The sequence below is a fragment of the Jatrophihabitans sp. genome, from assembly GCF_036388195.1.
Taxonomy (GTDB): Bacteria; Actinomycetota; Actinomycetes; order Mycobacteriales; family Jatrophihabitantaceae; genus Jatrophihabitans_A.
The window spans coordinates 1-20,123 of record NZ_DASVSG010000136.1; the positions used below are offsets into that span (position 1 = coordinate 1).

General features: G+C 70.8%; 20 protein-coding genes and 2 pseudogenes. 11 read left to right on the top strand and 11 right to left on the bottom strand.

Annotated elements, in window-relative coordinates:
- The 4 genes and pseudogenes from VF612_RS13995 to VF612_RS14010 all read left to right on the top strand — a co-directional run.
- A pseudogene (locus tag VF612_RS13995) lies at window positions 1-188 on the top strand (NCS2 family permease); the annotation flags it as partial.
- A gap of 51 nt (window positions 189-239) precedes the next feature.
- Window positions 240-674: a MarR family winged helix-turn-helix transcriptional regulator gene (locus VF612_RS14000; protein ID WP_408660466.1), complete on the top strand. Its 435-nt coding sequence runs from the start codon at window positions 240-242 to the stop codon at window positions 672-674.
- A complete protein-coding gene (locus VF612_RS14005; RefSeq protein ID WP_408660467.1) occupies window positions 671-2,062 on the top strand; it encodes an MFS transporter in 1,392 nt (463 codons plus the stop codon). The genes VF612_RS14000 and VF612_RS14005 overlap by 4 nt, the downstream gene beginning before the upstream one ends.
- Window positions 2,063-2,121: 59 nt before the next feature.
- Window positions 2,122-2,847, top strand: coding sequence for a TrmH family RNA methyltransferase (locus VF612_RS14010; RefSeq protein ID WP_408660504.1), 726 nt, complete (start codon window positions 2,122-2,124; stop codon window positions 2,845-2,847).
- A 74-nt stretch (window positions 2,848-2,921) separates the two neighbouring features.
- Here VF612_RS14010 and VF612_RS14015 read toward each other — a convergent pair whose 3' ends face one another.
- Window positions 2,922-3,335, bottom strand: a complete 414-nt coding sequence (locus tag VF612_RS14015) for a hypothetical protein (protein WP_408660468.1) — start codon at window positions 3,333-3,335, stop codon at window positions 2,922-2,924.
- 278 nt (window positions 3,336-3,613) lie between these two features.
- Here VF612_RS14015 and ggt point away from each other — a divergent pair, with 278 nt between their 5' ends.
- Window positions 3,614-5,404: a gamma-glutamyltransferase gene (gene ggt, locus VF612_RS14020; protein WP_408660469.1), complete on the top strand. Its 1,791-nt coding sequence runs from the start codon at window positions 3,614-3,616 to the stop codon at window positions 5,402-5,404.
- 68 nt (window positions 5,405-5,472) lie between these two features.
- On the opposite strand, the gene VF612_RS14025 is transcribed toward ggt, so the two are convergent.
- The 8 genes from VF612_RS14025 to serC form a co-directional block, all read right to left on the bottom strand.
- Window positions 5,473-5,778 carry a type II toxin-antitoxin system PemK/MazF family toxin gene (locus VF612_RS14025; protein ID WP_408660470.1) on the bottom strand — a complete coding sequence of 102 codons (306 nt, stop codon included), beginning with the start codon at window positions 5,776-5,778 and terminating at the stop codon, window positions 5,473-5,475.
- On the bottom strand, window positions 5,779-5,958 hold the full coding sequence (locus VF612_RS14030) for a hypothetical protein (protein ID WP_408660471.1): 180 nt from the start codon (window positions 5,956-5,958) through the stop codon (window positions 5,779-5,781).
- A 219-nt stretch (window positions 5,959-6,177) separates the two neighbouring features.
- A complete protein-coding gene (locus VF612_RS14035) occupies window positions 6,178-6,540 on the bottom strand; it encodes an SH3 domain-containing protein (protein WP_408660472.1) in 363 nt (120 codons plus the stop codon).
- 234 nt (window positions 6,541-6,774) lie between these two features.
- Window positions 6,775-7,806 carry a serine hydrolase domain-containing protein gene (locus tag VF612_RS14040; RefSeq protein ID WP_408660473.1) on the bottom strand — a complete coding sequence of 344 codons (1,032 nt, stop codon included), beginning with the start codon at window positions 7,804-7,806 and terminating at the stop codon, window positions 6,775-6,777.
- Window positions 7,807-7,945: 139 nt separating this feature from the next.
- The gene (locus VF612_RS14045) at window positions 7,946-9,838 is read right to left on the bottom strand and encodes an ABC transporter ATP-binding protein (protein ID WP_408660474.1); all 1,893 of its coding nucleotides are present in this window, start codon (window positions 9,836-9,838) and stop codon (window positions 7,946-7,948) included.
- A complete protein-coding gene (locus VF612_RS14050) occupies window positions 9,835-11,673 on the bottom strand; it encodes an ABC transporter ATP-binding protein (RefSeq protein WP_408660475.1) in 1,839 nt (612 codons plus the stop codon). The genes VF612_RS14045 and VF612_RS14050 overlap by 4 nt, the downstream gene beginning before the upstream one ends.
- A 101-nt stretch (window positions 11,674-11,774) precedes the next feature.
- Window positions 11,775-13,079 carry a septation protein SepH gene (sepH, locus tag VF612_RS14055; protein ID WP_408660476.1) on the bottom strand — a complete coding sequence of 435 codons (1,305 nt, stop codon included), beginning with the start codon at window positions 13,077-13,079 and terminating at the stop codon, window positions 11,775-11,777.
- 83 nt (window positions 13,080-13,162) lie between these two features.
- Window positions 13,163-14,293: a phosphoserine transaminase gene (serC, locus tag VF612_RS14060; RefSeq protein WP_408660477.1), complete on the bottom strand. Its 1,131-nt coding sequence runs from the start codon at window positions 14,291-14,293 to the stop codon at window positions 13,163-13,165.
- Window positions 14,294-14,450: 157 nt separating this feature from the next.
- Between serC and VF612_RS14065 the strand changes: the two genes are divergently transcribed.
- From VF612_RS14065 to VF612_RS14075, 3 genes are all read left to right on the top strand, one after another.
- Window positions 14,451-14,984, top strand: coding sequence for an SgcJ/EcaC family oxidoreductase (locus VF612_RS14065; protein WP_408660478.1), 534 nt, complete (start codon window positions 14,451-14,453; stop codon window positions 14,982-14,984).
- Between the two features lie 148 nt (window positions 14,985-15,132).
- Entirely contained in the window at window positions 15,133-15,459 is a 327-nt protein-coding gene (locus tag VF612_RS14070) for an antibiotic biosynthesis monooxygenase family protein (protein ID WP_408660479.1), read from the top strand.
- Window positions 15,456-15,902 carry a hypothetical protein gene (locus VF612_RS14075; protein ID WP_408660480.1) on the top strand — a complete coding sequence of 149 codons (447 nt, stop codon included), beginning with the start codon at window positions 15,456-15,458 and terminating at the stop codon, window positions 15,900-15,902. The genes VF612_RS14070 and VF612_RS14075 overlap by 4 nt, the downstream gene beginning before the upstream one ends.
- Window positions 15,903-15,917: 15 nt before the next feature.
- On the opposite strand, the gene VF612_RS14080 is transcribed toward VF612_RS14075, so the two are convergent.
- The gene (locus tag VF612_RS14080; RefSeq protein ID WP_408660481.1) at window positions 15,918-16,925 is read right to left on the bottom strand and encodes an ANTAR domain-containing protein; all 1,008 of its coding nucleotides are present in this window, start codon (window positions 16,923-16,925) and stop codon (window positions 15,918-15,920) included.
- Window positions 16,926-16,979: 54 nt separating this feature from the next.
- Between VF612_RS14080 and VF612_RS14085 the strand changes: the two genes are divergently transcribed.
- The 3 genes and pseudogenes from VF612_RS14085 (at window position 16,980) to VF612_RS14095 (ending at window position 18,667) form a co-directional block, all read left to right on the top strand.
- Window positions 16,980-17,657: a cobalamin B12-binding domain-containing protein gene (locus tag VF612_RS14085; protein WP_408660482.1), complete on the top strand. Its 678-nt coding sequence runs from the start codon at window positions 16,980-16,982 to the stop codon at window positions 17,655-17,657.
- A gap of 101 nt (window positions 17,658-17,758) precedes the next feature.
- Window positions 17,759-17,950: pseudogene (locus tag VF612_RS14090) on the top strand (MerR family DNA-binding transcriptional regulator); the annotation flags it as partial.
- 3 nt (window positions 17,951-17,953) lie between these two features.
- Complete coding sequence (locus VF612_RS14095; RefSeq protein ID WP_408660505.1) at window positions 17,954-18,667, top strand: cobalamin B12-binding domain-containing protein; 714 nt, start codon at window positions 17,954-17,956, stop codon at window positions 18,665-18,667.
- A 62-nt stretch (window positions 18,668-18,729) separates the two neighbouring features.
- Here VF612_RS14095 and VF612_RS14100 read toward each other — a convergent pair whose 3' ends face one another.
- Window positions 18,730-20,040 (bottom strand): D-arabinono-1,4-lactone oxidase, encoded by a 1,311-nt coding sequence (locus tag VF612_RS14100; RefSeq protein WP_408660483.1) that lies wholly within the window; start codon window positions 20,038-20,040, stop codon window positions 18,730-18,732.
- Window positions 20,041-20,123: the final 83 nt, after the last annotated feature.

A 20,123-nucleotide genomic window follows, 5' to 3' on the forward strand; every position in this document is an offset into this window, starting at 1 on the left:
CCATCGTGCTGATGCCGTTCACCTACTCGATCGTAAACGGGGTGGGGGCGGGCTTCGTCAGCTACGTGGTGCTGCAGGTGGCCGTCGGCAAGGCCCGGGTGGTGCATCCGCTGATGTGGGCGGTCGCGACGTTCTTCGCCATCTACTTCGCGATCGAGCCGCTGAAGTCGGCATTCGGCATCAGCTGAGCGCCTCGCCCGGCGCTGGCAACCGCAGTTTTTGTTAGCTAGGCTAATAATGTGAGTCAGCCATCACCGGGCCAAGCCGAGCTTGCCTCGGCGCTGCGGCTGGCGCTGCTGCGGACTGCCCGCCGGCTCCGCTCGCAACGGGTGAACACCGCGGTGACCCTGTCCCAGCTGTCGGCGCTGGCCACCGTCTGCAAGTGCGGGCCGCTGAGCGCGGGTGAGATCGCCGCCATCGAGCGGGTCCAGCCGCCGTCGATGACGAAGATCCTGGCCTCGCTGGAGAGCGCGGGCTGGGTGCAGCGCTCGTCCCATCCGGACGACCGGCGGCAGTCGATCATCGAGATCACCCCGGCCGGGCGCGACCTGCTGGCCGAAGAGACCAGGGCCCGGGACGAGTGGCTGGCCAAGCGGCTGGTCGAGTTCTCGGCAGAGGACCTGCGCAAGCTCGGTGAGGCGGTCGAAGTCCTGGACAGGCTGGGATCGGAGTGACGGCCGTAGAGCTGCCGGGCGCCGCCGCCGACGAGCCCGCCGCCGAGGTCGGCCTGCCGCCGGTGAACGCCTCGCCGGTGGACCGCACGCCGGCCGGGGCGACCGCGACGGATCCCTCTCGCCGGCTACTCGGCTGGCCCGGTCCGTTGCGCTCGCTGGCCGTCCGCAACTACCGGCTGTACTTCTTCGGCCAGCTCGTCTCGCTGACCGGCACCTGGGCGCAGTGGATCGCCCAGGACTGGCTGGTGCTGCAGCTGACCAATTCCGGCACGGTGCTGGGCATCGTCACCGCCCTGCAGTTCGCCCCGGCCCTGCTGCTCTCGCTCTACGGCGGCGCGCTGGCTGACCGCGGCAACAAGCGCAAGCTGATGCTCGGCACCCAGGCGGGAATGGGGATCGCCGCGCTGGTGCTGGGAGTGCTCGATCTCAGCGGCGTGATCGCGCTCTGGCACGTCCTGGTGCTGGCCGGGGTGGTCGGCGTGTTCTCGGCGCTCGACGGCCCGATCCGGCAGGCATTCGTGGTGGAGATGGTCGGGCCCGAAGATCTGCCGAACGCGGTGGCGCTGAACTCCACCAGCTTCAACCTGGCCAGAATCCTCGGCCCCGCCATCGCCGGCGTGGTGATCTCCCTCTTCGGCACCGGCTGGGCGTTCCTGGGCAACGCCGCGTCGTCTCTCGCGGTGCTCGCGGGCCTGGCGCTGATGCGCTCGGCCGAGCTGGCCGTCAGCGACCGGGTGCGGCGCGGGTCCGGCCAGTACCGGGCGGCGATCCGCTACGTGGCCAAGCGCTCAGACCTGGTCCTGCCGATGCTGCTGATGTTCATCGTCGGCACGTTCGGGATGAACTACCAGATCAGCATCGCGCTGGTCGCCAAGCAGGTGTTCCATCGGGGCGCCGACTCCTACGGGCTGCTGTCGACCATGCTGGCGATCGGGGCGACGCTGGGAGCACTGGGAGCCACCACCCGGCGTCGCCGGCCCACCCGGCTGTTCCTGGTCGGCGCGGCGCTGGCATTCAGCCTCACCGAGCTGCTGGCAGGGCTGATGCCGACCTTCGGGCTGACGGCGCTGGCGCTGATCCCGGCCGGATTCGCCATGATCACGCTGGCCCAATCGGCCAACGCGACCGTGCAGTTGGGTGTCGAACCGACCATGCGTGGCAGGGTGATGGGCCTCTACATCCTGTGCTTCATGGGTGGAACGCCGATCGGGGCGCCCATCGTCGGCTGGGTGGCCGAGGTGTTCGGCCCACGCTGGGGAATGCTCGGCGGCGGGCTGATCTGCCTGGTCGCGACCCTGCTGGTGGCCGGCTACCTGGCCCGGCACCGCCACGTCGGATCGGCCCAGGTGATCGACCGGCTGCGGTCGCCGCACCCGTTCTCCGGGTGAGCGGCTCCACCCCGGTCCCCGATCCCGCCGACCCCAGGCTGGACGACTTCCGGGACCTGATGCGGGCCGACCGGCTGCCCCAGCGCGGCGTGATCATCGCCGAGGGCGTCAACGTGGTGCAGCGCCTGGCCCGCTCGCCCTACCGGATCCGGGCCGTGGTCGGAGTGCCGGCCAAGCTCGAGGCGCTGGCGCCGCTGCTCGCCGCCCTGGACGTCGAGGCCTACGAGGTCGACAAGTGGACGCTGTCGGACGTGGTCGGCTTCCGGGTGACCCGGGGCGTGCTGGCTTCGGCGGACCGGCCCCCGCCTGTGGCCGCCGAGTCGCTGATCGCGGCCGGCAGCCGGTTCGTGGTGCTGGAGTCGATCAACGACTACGAGAACCTGGGAGCGGTGTTCCGCAACAGCGCAGCCTTCGGCGTCGATGCCGTGCTGCTGGACCCGCGCTGCGCCGATCCGCTGTACCGCCGGTCGGTGCGGGTCTCGATGGGCCACGTCTTCGGCGTCGGCTTCGCGGTGCTCGACCGTCCGTGGCCGGCCTCGCTGGAGCTGCTGCGCGAGGCCGGCGTGCGGTTGCTGGCGATGACGCCGCGGCCGGCGGCCACCCCGCTGGCGCGGCTCTCGCCGCCGAGCCGCTGGGCGCTGCTGCTGGGCGCCGAGGGGCCGGGGCTCTCCGACGCCGCGCTGGCCGCAGCCGACGAGTGGGTCCGGATCCCGATGGCCGACGGGGTGGACTCGCTCAATGTCGCGACGGCCGGTGCGGTGGCGCTGGCCCACCTGACCGGCTGAGGCGCAGGCTCACCCGGGCGATCAGAGCGCGTTCTAGCTCCCCACCGATCAGGTGGCCGGAGGGCTCGCCATCATCAGCACCACCAGCCGCAGGAACGGTCGATGTAGGCGACCGCGGTGTGGGTTGCGGTGGTCCCGCCTTGGGTGAGGGTGACTGACACCGAGATCTGGTGGGAAGCAGCCGGCACTGTCAGCGAGCAGAGGTGCTGGGTTGACGAGCATCCCGACGTGATCTTGCTTTGGTATGCCGCTGGCACCGACCAGCTGTAGGTCGAAGGCGCGGTCTCGTCCTGCACCACGAAGTCGACCCTGACGTAGCCGCCGGTGGCGCCGCCCCAGCATTCGGAGCTGTAGCCCGACTCGTCCCCGGGGGTGGCCCAGCAGCCGAGCCACTCTCCACCCAGCGCCGAGGCGCTGCCGGCGGTAGGCACCATCAGACCCAAGGTCGTTGCGAGGGCAGCCAGCACGACAAGCAGCTTGCGGAGCATGGGATCTCCTTCATGGCAGGGATCGGAGCTATCGGACATTCTGCTCATGCTATCCGGATACTGTGATACCGCACAGTGTTTAGAGGCCCTTCCGGCTGCCCCGTAGCGCCGGCTTGCGTCTCGCGGCTGGGTTCCCCCGGCAGATCCCGCAACCAGCCGGTAGCGCTGCGTGTTGACACCTGTGGAGCACCCGAGTACGGCTAGGGAGGCCTATTCCTTCCCCTGGGGGTCCCCAAGTGAATTCTCGTCTGCTCACAGCTTCGGTGGCGATCACGGCGATGGCAGCCACCACCCTCGTCACGACCGGCTCGTCGGCCATCGCCAAGCCGTCCCGGCCCAGCTACACCAAGACGCCGGTGGCCACCGGCAGCGGCGGGGCGGTTGCCTCGGCCGAATTCAACGCGAGCAAGGCCGGTATCGAGATCCTCAAATCCGGCGGCAATGCCGTCGACGCCGCGGTCGCGGTGGCCAGCGCGCTCGGGGTGACCCAGCCGTTCGTGGCCGGCCCGGGTGGCGGCGGGTTCATGATGATCTACCTGGCCAAGACCAAGCAGGTCATCACCATCGACGGCCGCGAGATGTGCCCGGCGGCCTGCACCCCGAAGCTGTTCATCGATCCGGCGACCGGCCAGCCGTATGCCTTCTCCGACGCCCGCATCTCGGGCCTGTCGGTCGGCGTGCCGGGAATGGTGGCCACCTGGGCCAAGGCGGTGGAGCTGTACGGCAAGAAGAGCCTGGCCGCCGACCTCAAGCCCGCCATCCGGATCGCCAAGCGCGGGTTCCCGGTCACCGCGGACTTCAACCAGCAGGAGCAGAAGGCGCTGGCCGCCCTGCAGGCCTTCACCAGCAGCCGCAAGCTGTTCCTCACCAAGGACGGCCAGCCGCTGCCGGTCGGCTCCCGGTTCCGCAACCCCGACCTGGCGCGCACGTACCAGAAGCTGGCCAGCCATGGAGCTGACTACCTCTACGAGGGCCCGTTGGGTAGGGAGATCGCCCGTACCGTGCAGCACCCGCCGGTGTACTCGGGCGCCCCGGTCACCGTGCGGCCGGGCATCATGACCGCGCGCGATGTCGAGAACTACACCGCCAAGCTGCGCACGCCGACCCACGTGACCTACCGGGGCCTGGACATCTACGGCATGGCGCCGCCGTCCAGCGGTGGCATCACCACCGGTGAGGCGCTCAACATCCTGAGCCGCTGGAACCTGTCCACCGAGTCACGGGCCGCGGCGCTGTTCCACTACCTGGAGGCGTCCCGGCTGGCCTTCGCCGACCGCAATGCCTACATCGGCGACGCCGACTACGAGCCGGTGCCCCAGGCCGCTCTGCTGGACCCGGCCTACGCCGCCACCCGCAGCTGCCTGATCGGCAACACCGCGCTGACCTCCCCGGCCGCCCCGGGCAAGCCGTTCCCGCCGTACACCGGCTGCTCCGCTCCGACCGCAGCCCAGCACCCGGTGCACGAGGGCACCCAGACCAACCACCTGGTGACCGCCGACAAGTGGGGCAACGTCGTCAGCTACACCAACACCATCGAGCAGCTGGCCGGCAGCGGCATCACCGTGCCGGGCCGTGGCTTCCTGCTCAACAACGAGATGACGGACTTCGACTTCGCCCCGTCGGCGCCCGGCGTGTACGACCCCAACCTGCCCGCGCCGGGCAAGCGGCCGCGCTCGAGCATGAACCCGACCATCGTGCTCAAGGACGGCGCGCCGTACTTCACCGTCGGCTCGCCGGGTGGCGCGACCATCATCACCACCGTGCTGCAGATCCTGGTCAACCGGATCGACTTCGGGATGAGCCTGCCGGACGCGATCGCCGCGCCCCGGGCCAGCCAGCGCAACGGGGCGCTCACCGATGCCGAGCCGGCCTTCCTGGCCACCCCGGAGGCACAGCAGCTGATCTCGAAGTACGGCGAGCAGTTCCGGCAGCAGACCGGGCCGGTGCTGCCCCGGGATCAGTACATCGGTAACGCCACCGGCATCCAGTTCCTGCCGGGTGGCCGGTTCCAGGCCGCGGCGGAGCCGGTCCGGCTGGGCGGCGGGAGCGCGCTGGTCGTCAAGCCGTAGGGCAGCCGAGCTCGGAAGGACCGGCGCTGGCTCCGCCTCGCCGGTCCTTCGGTCGGCTCAGGCCTGGCTCACGTCAGGTAGAGCTGGAAGGCATCGCTGATCGCCCTGGCCAGCGCCGGTTCCTGGTCATCGAACAGCAGGCCGATGGTGGCTCCGACCGCGTCCTGCCGGACCGTGGTGATGGTGTCGCAGCTGACCACGCTGTCGTGGTCGAGGCCGTTGCGCGAGCCGACCGGCACTTCGCTGACCAGGCCGCGGATGGTGCTGGTGATCGGCGCGACGGTCACCCAGCCGATCAGGTGCAGCACCGTCGGCCGGGTGAGGATCACCGCGGGGCATGGCTTGTCCAGGCGTACCAGGGCAATGGCTCGCATTCAGTCGAGCTTCGGATGTGGCAGGTCGTACAGCGCCTCGAAGTCGGGGTAGACCACGTCGATGGTCCGGGCCAGCTCAAGCAGGGTCTGCTCCTCGCCGCGGTAGCGCTGGGCGCGGTCGAGGTAGGCGATGCCACGTCGGACCGCGTCGGCCCGGCTGGCGGCACGCCCCTCGGCCACCTCGCGGTCCAGGGCCGCGAGTTCCTGCTCGCGAGCCGGATGGCGATCTGGGTGCTCACGGAATCCGGCCTACCGCGTTGCATACCACGTGGTATGCAGCTTTGCCCGTGATCGCTGACGGTGAACGGCAGAGGACGAAGCTCGTCCTGGTCAGATCGAGCCGTCGGAGTGAGCTGCGCGGTACATGCCCGTGGGGGCCGCACAATCATCCGTAGCTGATCAGCAGTGGTAGATGGAGCCGTTGTTGCTCAGGTAGGCGTCGTACACCCAGCCCTTGGCGGTCGTCCCGTCCACCCGGACGTGGGTCCAGGTGTGGCCGTAGGAGTTGACCCGGTAGCAGTGGTACCAGAGCCTGATGCCATTGACAGTTCCGGCCGATGGGCAGGCGCCGTACATGCCGGTGTGCATCATGACTTCGCCGTTGCCCGGACCGTCGGGAAAGCCCGAGCCGGTCTTGTCCTTGTCCGACCAGCCCTGGCCACAGGTGACGGCTTCGGCCACCCCGGGCGTCAGCACCACCATCACCGAAGCCAGCAGCGGGGCGACCGCCGCTGCCGCGAGGAACCTTCGAGGAATACGCATGGACGACCCCTATTGTCGACAGTGGGTGCGATCGCAGGCCGCTGTGGCCTAACGCGCGCTGTGGGCGGGACTCTACGGCGTGGACGCCTTGGCGGGTTGGTTTCGGTCAGGCCGGTCCGAGGGCGATCACCCGTGGTTCGCCACGCATCCGACGACCTCAACGAGCCGGCGTGGCGCCCCCGGCTCGGTCCGGTGCAGCAGCCCGGCGGCGGCTGCTCGCTGACAGCGAACAGCTCAGGCCCCGGTAGTCGCAGCCAGCAGCTGGTTGCGGACCGCCACGACCGGCGCCTCCACGTTGCACAGCACCGCGACGGACAGGTCGGCCGCGGACAGCCGCTGCGCGATCGCGGCCACCCCCGGGTCACCGCCGGCGTGCCCGAAGCGCCCGCCGACCAGGTACACGCCGTAGCCGTACTCGAGCCCTGGCTCGACGGTCGCGCGGGGCGTCAGCATCTCCTCGCGCAGCGCCGGCCCGAACAGCGAGCCGTCGTCGTAGGCGCGGAGGAACCGGTCGAGATCCGCTGCGGTCGAGTACGCCCCGCCGTCCCCGCCGCCGACGACCGGTATGGCGTGCGCGTTGGTGCGCCACGGCTCGTCGCGGCAGGCCCGCTCCAGGTATGCGACCGCGATGTCCGGCCGCGCCTCGTCGGAGCGGAAGTAGCCGCTCGCGGTCATGCCCGCGGGCCCGAGCACCCGCTCGCCGACGGCCTCGGCGAACGGCTGCCCGGCCAGCTCCTCGACGAGCAGCGCGAGGACGATGAAGCCGGCGTTCGAGTACTGCCAGGCGCCGCCCGGCGCCCGGTAGGGCTCCAGGTCGCCGAACAGCGGCAGGAAGTCCGCCGGCCGCAGCATCCCGGCCACCGGCCGGTCCGTCCACAGCGCGCCGTAGTCGAAGTCCTCATCCTCCTCCTCGGCATAGTCGGCGATGCCGGAGGTGTGGGTGAGCAGGTGGTGCACGGTCACCTCCGGCCGCAGCGTCGCCGGCCGGCGATCCGCGGGCAGCACGGACACCACGGGCGTGTCGAACGCGACCCGGCCGTCCCGGACCAGCGTGGCCACGGCCGCCGCGGTGAACATCTTCGACACCGACGCCAACCCGAACCGGGTCCGCGGGGTGATCGGCACCGAGTCCGACCTGTTCGCCAGGCCGTAACAGCCCTCGAACTCGACGATCCCGCCACGGCGGACCGCGGCGATTCCGGAGAAGTCCCGCTCCTCGACCCAGGATCGGAGCTGGGCATCCACCAGGTCGAAGGCGTCGGTCATGACCTGACTGTCCCGCACCGGTCAACCGGGTTTGCGGGTCAGTGGCGTTACCGGCCCGCGTGCGGATCGTTGGCCGCACTGCAGAGCGAGCACGGCGAGCCGCCCCTGCTAGGCGGCCAACGATCGAGCCCACCGGAAGCTAGACCAGCGAGTCCAGCCAGGCGGTGTGCAGCGCGGCGTACCGGCCGTTCGCGGTGGCGATCAGGTCGGCCGGGGCGCCGTCCTCGACGACCCGGCCGGCATCGAGCACCAGCACCCGGTCGGCGATCGCCACCGTGGAGAGCCGGTGCGCGATGATCAGCGCGGTACGCCCGCGCAGCACCGTGCGCAGCGCCCGCTGCACCGCCCGCTCGGTCGGGATGTCCAGGCTGGAGGTGGCCTCGTCCAGGATCAGCACCGCCGGGTCGGCCAGGAACGCCCGGGCGAAGGCGATCAGCTGCCGCTGGCCGGCCGACAGCCGGCCGCCGCGCTTGCGGACGTCGGTGTCATAGCCGGCCGGCAGCCGCCGGATGAACTCATCGGCGCCGACCGCCCGGGCTGCCTGCTCGATCTCGGCCCGGGACGCGCCCGGCCGGCCGAAGGCGATGTTGTCGGCCACCGAGCCCGAGAACAGGAAACCGTCCTGGGTGATCATCACGACCGCGGTGTGCAGGTCGAAGTCCGACAGCTCGTTCAGCGCGACGCCGTCCAGGCGCACCTGGCCCTCGGTCGGGTCGTAAAACCGGCTGATCAGCTTGGCGATGGTGGTCTTGCCCGCGCCGGTGGCGCCGACCAGCGCCACCGTCTGGCCGCTGGAGATGCACAGGTCGAGCTCGTGCAGCACCGTGACCGGACGCTCGGCCTTCGGGTCGTAGCTGAACTCCACCGAGTCGAAACGGATCTCCCCGGCCGTGGGATGCGGCAACGGCGCCGGGTTGGTGGGCTCGGGCACCGCCGGCTCCTCGGCCAGCACCAGCGCCAGCTTCTCCATCGCGGCGGTCGCCGACTGCAGCGAGTTGTAGAAGATCGCGACGTCCTCCATCGGGCCGTAGAACTCCCGCAGGTACAGCAGGAACGCGGTCAGCACGCCGAGCGCCAAACCACCCTGAGCCACCCGGTACCCGCCGGCGAAGAGCACCGTGACGGTCGCGATGTTGCCGATCAGGGTCACACCCGGGATGAAGATCGCGTGGAGGTTGAACACCGCGCGGTTGGCGTCGCGGTAGTCGTTGTTCAAGCCCTCGAAGATGGCGTCGTTGCGGGGCTCCCGCCGGAACGCCTGCACCGCCCGGATGCCGTTGAAGGTCTCGACGAACTGCACGATCAGCAGCGCCACGCTCTCCCGGGTGCGCCGGAACGCCACCGTGGAGTGCGCCGAGAACCACCGGAACAGCAGGAAGAGCGGGATCAGCGCGATCAGCGCGATCAGGGCCAGCCAGGGATCGAGCACCAGCATCACGACCGAGATCACCACGATGTTGAGCATCGCGAGCAGCAGCCCGTCCAGGCTGGAGTCCAGCAGCTCGCGCAAGGTGTCGATGTCGGAGGTCAGCCGGCTGATCACCCGGCCCGAGGTGAACCGCTCGTGCCAGGAGACGCTCAACCGCTGGGTGTGGTCGAAGACCCGGCGTCGCAGGTCGAACAGCACCGCTTGGCCCACGACGCCGGTGCGGCGCAGGAACACCCACTGCAGCACGCCGGCGACCGTGGCGGCTGTGACCAGCGCGATGCTCAGCTGCAGCAGGGTCCGGTAGTCGCCGTCCAGGGCGTCGGGCAGGCCGTGGTCGATGGCCAGCCCGATCAGCAGCGGCGCGGCCATCGTGGTGACGACCTGCCCGATCACCAGGGCCAGCAGGATGAAGACCTGGCGCCGGTAGGGCCGGATCAGCTCGAACAGCAGCCGCCGGGCCTCCGGGTCCAGACGCGGCCGGCCCTCAGGGACCACGGCCTGCTCGTCCTCGGCCTCCTTGCGGTCATACCGGCCGCGCCATTGGACGACCGGCACCGGCGCCGGCTGTTCGGAGCTCGCGTCGACGGGCAGCTCGGTGGTCATACCCGGGCCTCCTCGACGTCGGCGGTGCGGTCGGTGCTCTCGACGGTGAAGACGCCGTCCTGGGACAGCAGGCTCCGGTAGGACGGGTTGGCCGCCATCAGCTCGCTGTGCGTCCCGACCGCGGTGATCCGGCCGCCGTCCAGCAGCGCGACCCGGTCGGCGAGCAGCACCGTCGAGGCGCGGTGAGCCACCACCAGGGCGGTGGTCGCCCCCAGCACCCGGCGCAGCGCCTTCTCCACCTGGGCCTCGGTGTGCACGTCCAGCGCCGACAGCGGGTCGTCGAGCACCAGCACCCGGGGCCGGCCGAGCACCGCCCGGGCCAGCGCCAGCCGCTGCCGCTGGCCGCCCGACAGCGACAGGCCCTGCTCACCCACCCGGGTTTCCAGGCCGTACGGCAGCTCGTACACGAAGCCGGCCTGGGCGATGTCGATCGCCTCGGCGATCTCGGCGTCGGTGGCCTCCGGGCGTCCCAGGCTGAGGTTCTCCCGGACGCTGGCCGAGAACAGGGTGGCGTCCTCGAAGGCGGTGCTGACGGTGCGGCGCAGCTCCGCCAGGGCGAGCTGGCTCACCGGCACGCCCTCGATCAGGACCGCGCCGCCGGTGACGTCGTGCAGCCGGGACACCAGCGAGGTGAGCACGGTCTTGCCCGAGCCGGTGGGGCCGACCAGCGCCATCGTCTCGCCCGGCGCGATGTCGAGGTTCAGCCCGTGCAGGGTGTCCTCGGCCGCCCCCGGAAACCGGAAGCAGACGTTGTCGAACTGCAGCCGGGCCGGCTGGTTGCCCGGGCCGGCCAGGCGCACCGGCTCGGGTGGATCGGTGATGTCGCTGGCGGTGTCGAACACCTCGAACAGCCGGGCGGTCGCCGCGACGGTCTCCTCGGTGCCGGCGATCAGCCAGCCCATCGCCATCAGCGGCCAGTTCAGCCGCAGCTGCAGGGTGATGAACGCGACCAGGTCACCCTGGCTGAGCGAGCCGCGGGAGACCGCCAGCACCCCGAAGCCGGTCACCCCGGCGAGCACCACCTGCGGGTAGGTGCCGATGATCGTCCACAGGGTGGCCAGCGTCCGGTTCTTTCCCAGCTCGGCATCGCGCAACCGGACCGCATCGCCGGTGAAGTTCTGCAGCAGCTGACCACGGCGGCCGAAGGACTTGACCACCCGGATCCCCAGCACCGACTCCTCGACGCCGGTGGCCAGGTCACCGGTCAGGTCCTGGGCCTTGCGGGCCTCGATGTTGTAGCGCCGCTCGAAGTGCCTGGTGGTCACCGCCAGCGGCAGCATCGCCACGAGGACGGCCAGGCCCAGCATCGGGTGCAGCCGGATCATCAGTGCCAGCACCACCACGATCACGGCCAGGTTGGCCACCACGAAGACCGCCATGAAGCCGACGAACCGGCGCAGCATGCTCAGGTCGCTGGTCACCCGCGACAGCAGCTGACCGGACGGCCACCGGTCGTGGAAGCTGACGGGCAACCGCTGCAAGTGCCGGTAGAAGTCCCGCCGCAGGTCGGTCTCGATGGCCAGCGACGAGATGTTCATCGCCCACCGCCGGATGCCGAAGAGCACCGCCTCGAGGACCCCGAACAGCAATGCCAGCCCGATCAGCGGGTACATCCCGGACGGCTCCTGCCGGGCGATCGGCCCGTCGATCAGGGCGGCGGTGATGAGGGGGAGGATCGACTGGACGATCATCGCCAGGGTGGCGATCACCAGCATGAAGATCAGGTAGCCGCGGTAGGGACGAAGCCAGGGCCACAGCCGCAGCAGACCGCGCACGGAGGCGTGCGATCCGGCTGAGGAGCCGGCCGCTGCTGCGTCGTCCGCTCCTAGTGCCACGGTGATTCACCCTACGACGGCGCACCGACAACGGGCGAATGGTTTTAGGCGCTCCCGCGTTGCTTTTAGGCGCTCCTCGGCTTTGTTCTAGGGCGCTCGGCTCAGTCGGACTTGTGCCGCACGCCGAGCAGGATGTCGTCCCAGGACGGCATCCGGGGCTTCTCCGAGCGCCGGCCGCGTCGCTGTGAGTCGCCGGCCACCGCCACCTCGGCCGGGCGGCTGGCGGCAGCCTCCCCGGAGGTCGATCCGGTGCTGGCGGCCGCGCTGATCGGGGCGGGCTCGGAACGGGGCTCAGCCGCCTCGACTGCGGGCTCCACACCGGCGGGCACCAGGCGCGGAGCACCGTGGCTCTCCGGCTCAGCGCGCTCGGAGCCGGCCGCCTCGTCCTCGGCGATGTCCACTCCGGCCAGCGCCGCCGCATCCGGACGCGGTTCGGCGTCGCGAGCCCGCTGAGCCCGGTGGCGCGGCGAGCTGGCAGCCGCGCCGCGGCCAGCGTCGGCTTCGAACGGCAGCTGCGGCTCGTGCCAGGGCTGCTCGAAGGCGTCCTGGTCGAACAGCTCGTCATCGGCAGCGACCGGGACCGGCCGGGTGTGCGCCTTCTGCCGTCGCGACGGCGACCGTACCGCAGGGCTGGCTTCCTGCGGCCGGGGCGCTTCGGCGGGGCTGGGATTGGGCACCGCGGTCAGCCGGGGCGGCGGGGGCGGGGCGTCCCAATCCGGCGCCCAGTCGGGCGCGGGCTCCTCGGCGACCGGCTCTTCGGCGACCGGTTCGGGAGTCACCGAGGGGATCAGCAGCGCCTGCACCGGCCGGTCCGACAGCAGGTCGGCGGCGATGTCGTCCAGCGCCGAGACGGTGCGGTTCAGCAGCGCGAAGGAGAACTTCGCCAGCACGGTGCGCTCGTGCGGGCTGGTGAACTCCGCGGTGACGGTCCAGCCGCCGTCCTCGCGCCGGTAGGCATCCCAGCGCACCGACGCCGGGTCGACGCCATGGCGTCCCAGCCGGCTGTCGATCAACTCCCCGAACGGCGTCAGCAGGCCGTCGCCGCCCCGCCTGGCCCGGGCGCGACGCGCCTCGTCGGTGACCCGGACGCGTTCCTGCAGCACCGGGAAGGCAAAGCGCATCACCCGCTCCAGCGGGATGCCGGCCTCGTCGGCGACCGCCTGGGCAGTCTCGCCGGCTCGTACTCGAACCTGGATCTCACGGGGAGTCGGCACCGGGCCGCTGCTCTCTGCCGGCGTCTCGGCCGGCGTCTCGGTCTTCAGATCGGAGCGAGCGCTGGCCATGGCGCGCAGCCGCTCATCCAGCGACAGGGTGAAGCGCTCACCCTCCAGGCTGCCCGCTTCGACCGCTTCCACGATCAGGGACGTGCCGTCCTCACCGGGACCGATCAGACGCAGCGCTCGCATGCCCGCGACGATACGGTGACCCGCCGCAGAACGTGACTGTCCACGCCGTGGTTGCCACAGATGGCTGTGCGTGCCGGGGCCGGTCAGCCCAGCCGGGGCGCCAGCCAGTCGATGCAGGACGTCAGCGCCGAGACGTCGTCGGCATCCACGGCCGGGTACATCCCGATCCGCAGCTGGTTGCGGGCCAGCCCGCGGTAGGGCTCGGTGTCGACGATGCCGTTGGCGCGCAGCGCCTTCGCCAGTCGGCCGGCGTCGATCTCGGACGCGAAGTCGATGGTCGCCACCACCGAGCTGCGCACCGCCGGATCGGGCACGAACGGGCCGGCGAACGAGGACTTCTCGGCCCAGGAGTACAGCCGGGCCGCGGACTCGGCGCTGCGGCCGGTGCTGTAGGCCAGCCCGCCGCGCTCCAGCAGATCCTCGATCTGATGCGCCAGCAGCCACAGGGTGGCGATCGCCGGGGTGTTGTAGGTCTGGTCCTTGGCGCTGTTGTCGATGGCGGTGACCAGATCCAGCGACGGCGGGATCCAGCGGCCGGACGCGCGCAGCTCGGCCGCCCGGTCCAGCGCGGCGGGGGAGAAGAAGGCGATCCACAGGCCGCCCTCCCCGGCGAAGCCCTTCTGCGGCGCGAAGTAGTAGACGTCGCTCTGGGTGACGTCGACCGGCAGCCCCGCCGCGGCGGAGGTGGCGTCCACCAGGTGCAGCGCCCCGTCCGCGCCGGCCACCCGGCGGACGTCGAGCATCACCCCGGTCGAGGTCTCGTTCTGCGGCCAGGCGTAGGTGTCGATGCCGTCCTCGTACTCGGGGTAGGCGGCCGACCCGGGCGCTGCCGAGCGCAGGCTGGGCTCGTCCAGGAACGGCGCGCCCCGGGTGACGGCGGCGAACTTGGCGGAGAACTCCCCGATGGTGACGTGCTGGCTGCGGTGGCGGACCAGGGAGAACGCCGCCGCGTCCCAGAACGTGGTCGAGCCGCCGTTGCCCAGCACCACCTGGTAGCCGGCCGGCAGCCGGAACAGGGTGGTCAGCCCGAACCGGATGCGGCCGACGAGCGACTTCACCGGTGGCTGGCGGTGGGAGGTGCCCAGCACCCGGCCGGCCCGCTCGCCGAAGCGGCGCAGGGTGTCTGCCGGGACCTTGGACGGCCCGGAGCCGAACCGGCCGTCCCGGGGCAGCAGCTCGGCGGGGATCACCGGATAGGGCTCGGGGTGGCTCACCGGCCCAGTATCCCAGCCGGGCGTGGCGGCGAGCCCGCACTACCGAAGGTGCATCACCTCACCGACTGATGCGACGGTCGAGTCGAGCAGCGCCAGGGCAGGTCACCGCCCCTCCCAGCACCCCCATCGTCAACCCGAACGGAAAGCGAGAACATCCATGACCGCGAGCAAGTCGGCCACCCCCAGCACCGGTTCGGCGCGCAAGCCGGCCGCCGCCAAAACCGGTTCAACAGCCAAGCCGGCCACCTCCAACGGCGCAACGGCTGCCAAGCCTGCTGCCCGCGGCGCCGGCCCGTCCGCCGCCGACCAGGCCGCCATCGCGGCAGTCCCGGCGCGGATGGTGGCGGCGTGGGCGGCACACGATGCCGACGCCTTCGCCGACCTGTTCACCGACGACGGCACGCTGATGCTGCCCGGGCTCTACCAGAAGGGCAAGGACAACATCCGGGAGTACATGGCGAGGGAGTACGCCGGCGCCTACCAGGGCACCAGGGTCACCGGAGCGCCCATCGACATCAAGCCGCTGCAGGCCGGGGCCGTGGCGCTGATCACCAGGGGCGGGGTGATCCCCGCCGGCCAGACCGAGCTGCCCGACTCCGCTGCCATCCAGGCGTCCTGGATCCTGGTCAAGCGCAACCGGAAGTGGCTGCTGGCGGTCTACCAGAACTGCCCCGTCAACCCGGCCGCCTGAGCACCCGTCATCGCGCACGCCTCACCGGCGGTCGGAGCTGGGGGTGGTGACACGGGTCATCGGCGCCCGTAGGGTGGGCGCGTTCCGCCGTCGTCGCCGACCTTGCGCGCATGGGCCACCGATCGCCGCAACCACGAGGTACAGTCCCATGACCGTTCCCGCCATGTACGTCTCGGTGTCGCGCCTGCGGGTGGCGATCGAACGCTCCGATGAGCTGATCGCCGCCTTCACCCAGCGTGCGGGCCTGGTCGAGGGTCACGACGGCTTCATCGATCTGCAGGTCTGGCGTTCGGACCGTGACCCTGCTGAGGTGCTCATGGTCAGCAGGTGGCGCAACCGGGACTGCTTCACGGCGTACCTGAAGAGCGAAGACCACCGGGTGTCACACGAGCGGATGGATCCGAGCCTGAGGAGAGCGATCAAGCTCGAACGGCTCGAGCACCTGCAACAGACCTACGAGGTCCTCGCCCAGTGAGCGCACGTCCGCTACTGCCACCCAGCGGCGGCGACGCCGCGCCGGTGTCCGCGGTCCTCGCCGATGGCCGAGCGCTGGATCTCGTTGTCCTGGCTACCGCGATCTGCCACCGCTACCGCGAAGAGTTCCCTGACGAGGAGCAGCGCTACGGCGAGGCCGGCAACGCCTGGTGCGTCCATGACAACCAGCACCTGCTGAACTGGGCCGTCGGGGCGGTCAACGACGGCAGCGACATGAAGGACGATGTCGCGTGGTTGGCCAGCGTCCTGGAGTCACGGGGCTTTCCGATCGAACGATTGGCGCGAAACCTCGACCTTGCCGGCGATATCGCCGGTGATCGGGTAGCCGGACCAGAAGGTGACCGGGTGTCGGGCGTTCTCCGGGACGCAGCGGAGTTCGTCCGGTCCTACGGAAGCTTTCGCGACTGGGTCTTCGTGCCCTGACCCGGCTGCTCAGCCTCAGTTCGAGGCAGGCGTCGAGGCTTCGGGCTGCAGGGGCATGAATTGGCGTGGCTCCGGCGGGGTCACCGCTGCGACGGTCCCGTTCGCGGGCGTCGTCCTGGTGAGGCTGGTGGGCAGCTCGACCGTTCCGGTCTCGATCACCTCGAGGGCGACGTCGTAGAGCTTGCGGTGCCTGTGCTGGCTGACCAGGCGCAGGAGGTCGAAAGCGTGCTCGCTGGTCAGCTTGCGGCTGGCCATGAGTATCCCGATGGCGGCGCCGATCTGCCGATTGGACGCCAACGCGATGCGGAGATGGTCGGCCTGGGCCCGTTGGGCCGTCACCACATCGGCCAGACGCTCGCGCTCGATCACCGCCACCGCACGCTCGACGACGAGTTGGGCGAGCACGGCATGGCTGGGGCTGGGGCTGGAGGTGTGGAAGTTCAGTGCCAGGACGCCCCGGTAGTCGGGACCGCCTTCGGTGCTGAGGCCCGCTATCGGCGTCAGCACCGCGTTGTGGCTGACCAGCTGCCGGCCGGCCATCGTCCTGCTGACGAGCGCGGCATCCGGGTCGGCCTCGTGCCACGGCCATTTGGTCTGGTACGCCTGCTGATCGGCGGTGACGATGGTGGCGCTGGCGGCATCGCACAGCAGGGGTACGCACAGCCGGGTGACGCTGGTGAACACGACCGCGGGTTCGGCAGAAGCCACCAGCCCGTCCAGGGCCCGAAGGATCAGCTCCAGATCGGACCGCCCGCCGGAGGACGCTCGATGCTCGACGAGGGGCGCGGTTTGAGTGCTCATGAAAATCTCCGAGGTGAAGTGCCCGGTCCGATGCCAGATGGCGTGGGGCCGTGGAACGCAGCGGCGGGCTTCGGCGCTGAGCCCGGTTGAATGTTCCCCCACAACGGTGGCTGCAAGGCGGTTCCAAACTATGCATTGCGGTTCTTGCGCGACCGATCCCCTTGTCGCTGCCGCCGCGCGCTCAGAAGGATGGGCAGGGCCGACCCCCGAGAGGCTTTCCATGTTCTGTCCGCCCGCTGTGCTGCCGCTTGACGGTCGCGCGACCAGACGCGCTAGATGAGCCACCCGCAGCCCGGCCGTGGCTCCAGCGCAGGTCTGGCCGATCAGCCCGCCGAGTTCGCTGCCCGGTTCCTGTCGGCGTTCCTGCGCGATGACCCGGCAGCGATGCGCCTGACGCTCCAGCAGGCCACCGAGGCGTGCGATCTGGGCGAGTGCCTCGATGGCGTCCTGCTGCCCGGGATGCGAGCGATCGGGGCCCTCTGGCAGAGCGGGCACTGCAGCATCGAGAAGGAGCGGCTCGCCACCGAATGCGCGCGGGGATGGCTCCAGAGCCACGAGGTCCTGGTGCCCGAACCTGATGGCGGCTCACCTGTGGTGCTGGCGTGCGGGCCGACGGACGAGCACAGCCTCGGCTTGGAGGCGCTAGGCATCCTGCTGCGCTACCAGGGGCAGGACTGTCGCCTGCTTGGCGCCCGGGTGTCTTCCCGCACGCTCGTCACGGCCATCCGAGCCAGCCTCCCGGCGGCGGTCGTGATCGTGTCGCATCTGCGGGTCAACCGGGACCGCGCCGCTGAGTCACTGTGGACGGCTCAGGAATGGGTGCCGGACCTGTTCTATGCCGGGAACGCCTTCGCGACCCCCGAGCTGCGCCGCGACGTGCCCGGGACCTACCTCGGAACCCGGTTGCAGGCCGCGGCGTCGCTCATTCTCGCCACCGTGGATCCAGGACGATAACCTCCTCTCATGCGCCGGCACCCCTCCTCGGTGGACCCGATGCGCAGCCCGGCCGGCAACCCTCCGCACGACCGCCTGGCAGACCCGGCACGTCGGGGCTGATGGTGGCGCCCGGAGCCGGCGAGGAGTCCCCCAGCGCGTCCCTGGGTGTGCCGATCGCTGAGGCGGCACGCCAACTCGGCGTACCGATGCCGACCTTGCGCTCCTGGGAGCTTCGGTACAACCTGCCCCAGTCCTCGCGAGGGGCGGGCAAGCACCGGCGGTACTCCCCCGCGGAACTGCACGGCCTCAGACTGATGCGTGATGAGATAGCCCGAGGCAAACGAGCGAGCCTGGCCGCGCAGTCGGTGCGCGACCTGCTCCAGCTCACCGGCGCAGGCAGCGAGTTCGTCAACGACCTCCTCGCCGCCTCCGAACGCTCGGACCCCATCGCCGTGCGCCAGCACCTGACCCGGGCTCACGAAGCACTGGGCCTGGCGGCCTGCCTGGACGACGTGCTGCTGCCGGCGATGCGGCAGGTCGGGCTGTGGTGGCAGACCGGACGCTGCGACGTGGAACAGGAACACCTCGCCACCGAGGCGTCGCGGGCCTGGCTGGAAGCCCTGTCCGCCTACGCCCCGGCGCCCGTCCGCCCGACGCCCATCGTGCTGGCCTGCGGGCCGACCGATCTGCACACCATCGGCCTGGAAGCGTTGGGGGCGCTGCTGCGCTACCAGCAGTGGACCGTTCGCCTGCTGGGGGCGAGAACGTCCGTCCCCGCTCTGGAGGCCGCGATCTCCGCGACCCGTGCCGGGGCTGTCGTCATCGTCTCGCACCTCAACTCCGGCCGCGCCCGCGCCATCCAATCGCTGCACGCCGCGAACGTCCTCGGCGTCGAGGTGTTCTACGCGGGCAACGCCTTCACCTCACTGCGCAGCCGCCGCAACCTGCCCGGCGTCTACCTGGGCACCCGGCTCCAGGACGCCTGCACGCTGATCGACACCACGCTCAGCCGGTCAGTCATTCCTTAGCAGGCGCTGGATCGCCTGCTGCCGCGGTTCGTGCGGCGGACGTCATCAGCTGCTGCAGCAGGTCAGCTGCCGAGCACCCGGCGCAGGTAGTCGTTGCCGAACCGGCGGTCCGGGTCGTAGGTGTCGCGCACCGCCAGGAACTCGTCGAACAGCGGGTACACCGGCGCCAGGTCCTCCGCCGACCGGTAGTGCAGCTTGCCCCAGTGCGGGCGGCCGTCGACCTCGCGGGCGATCGCCTCGACGGCGAGGAAGTACCTGTCGTGCGGGCGCCGGTGGTACTGGTGCACCGCTATCCAGCAGGTCTCGCGTCCGAAGCCGGGCGACAGCGGGATGTTGTCGGCAGCGGTCAGCCGGACCTCGACCGGGAAGGTGATCTGCTCCCCGGAGCGCTGCAGCCAGTCGTCGAGGGAGTCCAGGACGTGGGCCAGCGACGTCCGCGGCACCGCGTACTCCATCTGGCGGAACACCACCCGGCCCGACCCGCTGACGATCCGGTGGGCCTGGTCGGTGTAGCTGCGCTCGGGCAGCGCCTTGGTGGCCATCCGGTTGACCTTGCCGGTCACGCCCGGCCACGTCGAGGACAGCCGGTTCATGCCGCTGAACACGGTGCCGAGCACCTTGTCGTCGTACCAGCCACGCGCCCTGCTCTTCGGTTGCAATGGGGCGTTCACCGGCAGCCGGGTCTGCACCTTGGTCAGCACCCGGCGGGTGTGCGGGAACCAGAGGAACTCGAAGTGGTCCTTCAGCTCCAGCCGGGCGAGCACCTCCAGCAGGTCGTCGTAGTCGGCCGGCGCCTCGACCGAGTGCAGGACGAAGGCCGGTTCGCACTGCAGCGTCACCGCGGTGATGATGCCCAGCGCGCCGAGGCTGACCCGGGCGGCGGCGAACAGCTCCGGATTCTGCTCGGCCGAGCACTCCAGCAGCTCCCCGGCGGCCGTGACCAGCTGCAGGCGGCGCACCTGGCTGGCCAGGCCCGGGAACCGCCGTCCGGTGCCGTGGGTGCCGGTGGCGATCGCGCCGGCGATGGTCGCGGCGTCCAGGTTGCCCAGGCAGCTGAGCGACAGGCCGAGCTTCCACAGGTCGCGGTTCAGCTCCCGCAGGGTGGTCCCGGCGCCGACCGTCACCAGCCCGGTCCGCTCGTCGGCCTCGATGATGCCGCTCAGCTTGGACAGGTTCAGCATCACGCCGCGGGTCATCGCGATGTCATTGCTGCTGTAGCCGGCCCCGACCGGCTTCACCGACAGCTCGTCCTCCGCTGCCCGGCGCACCTCGTCAGCGACCTCGTCCGGTGAGCTGGGGTGGTACAGCCGGGCGGGGGTCACCGCGTAGGTGCCCGCCCAGTTGCGCCAGCCCGCCGTACCGTATTTGCCCATGATCGGGCGACTATAGAACCCCGGCGGCGCCTGTGCGAGCCCTAACCGTCGGACGTGTCGCCGCGCTGTGACGCCGACCCGGC

Excerpts from the sequence above, each read along its gene's own strand:
- VF612_RS14070 (WP_408660479.1), top strand. The coding sequence starts at position 15,133 with ATGACCGTTCCCGCCATGTACGTCTCGGTGTCGCGCCTGCGGGTGGCG.
- VF612_RS14095 (WP_408660505.1), top strand. The coding sequence starts at position 17,954 with ATGCGTGATGAGATAGCCCGAGGCAAACGAGCGAGCCTGGCCGCGCAG.
- VF612_RS14100 (WP_408660483.1), bottom strand. The coding sequence starts at position 20,040 with ATGGGCAAATACGGTACGGCGGGCTGGCGCAACTGGGCGGGCACCTAC.
- VF612_RS14065 (WP_408660478.1), top strand. The coding sequence starts at position 14,451 with ATGACCGCGAGCAAGTCGGCCACCCCCAGCACCGGTTCGGCGCGCAAG.
- VF612_RS14040 (WP_408660473.1), bottom strand. The coding sequence starts at position 7,806 with ATGACCGACGCCTTCGACCTGGTGGATGCCCAGCTCCGATCCTGGGTC.
- sepH (WP_408660476.1), bottom strand. The coding sequence starts at position 13,079 with ATGCGAGCGCTGCGTCTGATCGGTCCCGGTGAGGACGGCACGTCCCTG.
- VF612_RS14015 (WP_408660468.1), bottom strand. The coding sequence starts at position 3,335 with ATGCTCCGCAAGCTGCTTGTCGTGCTGGCTGCCCTCGCAACGACCTTG.
- ggt (WP_408660469.1), top strand. The coding sequence starts at position 3,614 with ATGGCAGCCACCACCCTCGTCACGACCGGCTCGTCGGCCATCGCCAAG.
- VF612_RS14035 (WP_408660472.1), bottom strand. The coding sequence starts at position 6,540 with ATGCGTATTCCTCGAAGGTTCCTCGCGGCAGCGGCGGTCGCCCCGCTG.
- VF612_RS14085 (WP_408660482.1), top strand. The coding sequence starts at position 16,980 with ATGAGCCACCCGCAGCCCGGCCGTGGCTCCAGCGCAGGTCTGGCCGAT.
- VF612_RS14025 (WP_408660470.1), bottom strand. The coding sequence starts at position 5,778 with ATGCGAGCCATTGCCCTGGTACGCCTGGACAAGCCATGCCCCGCGGTG.
- VF612_RS14080 (WP_408660481.1), bottom strand. The coding sequence starts at position 16,925 with ATGGAAAGCCTCTCGGGGGTCGGCCCTGCCCATCCTTCTGAGCGCGCG.
- VF612_RS14010 (WP_408660504.1), top strand. The coding sequence starts at position 2,122 with ATGCGGGCCGACCGGCTGCCCCAGCGCGGCGTGATCATCGCCGAGGGC.
- VF612_RS14045 (WP_408660474.1), bottom strand. The coding sequence starts at position 9,838 with ATGACCACCGAGCTGCCCGTCGACGCGAGCTCCGAACAGCCGGCGCCG.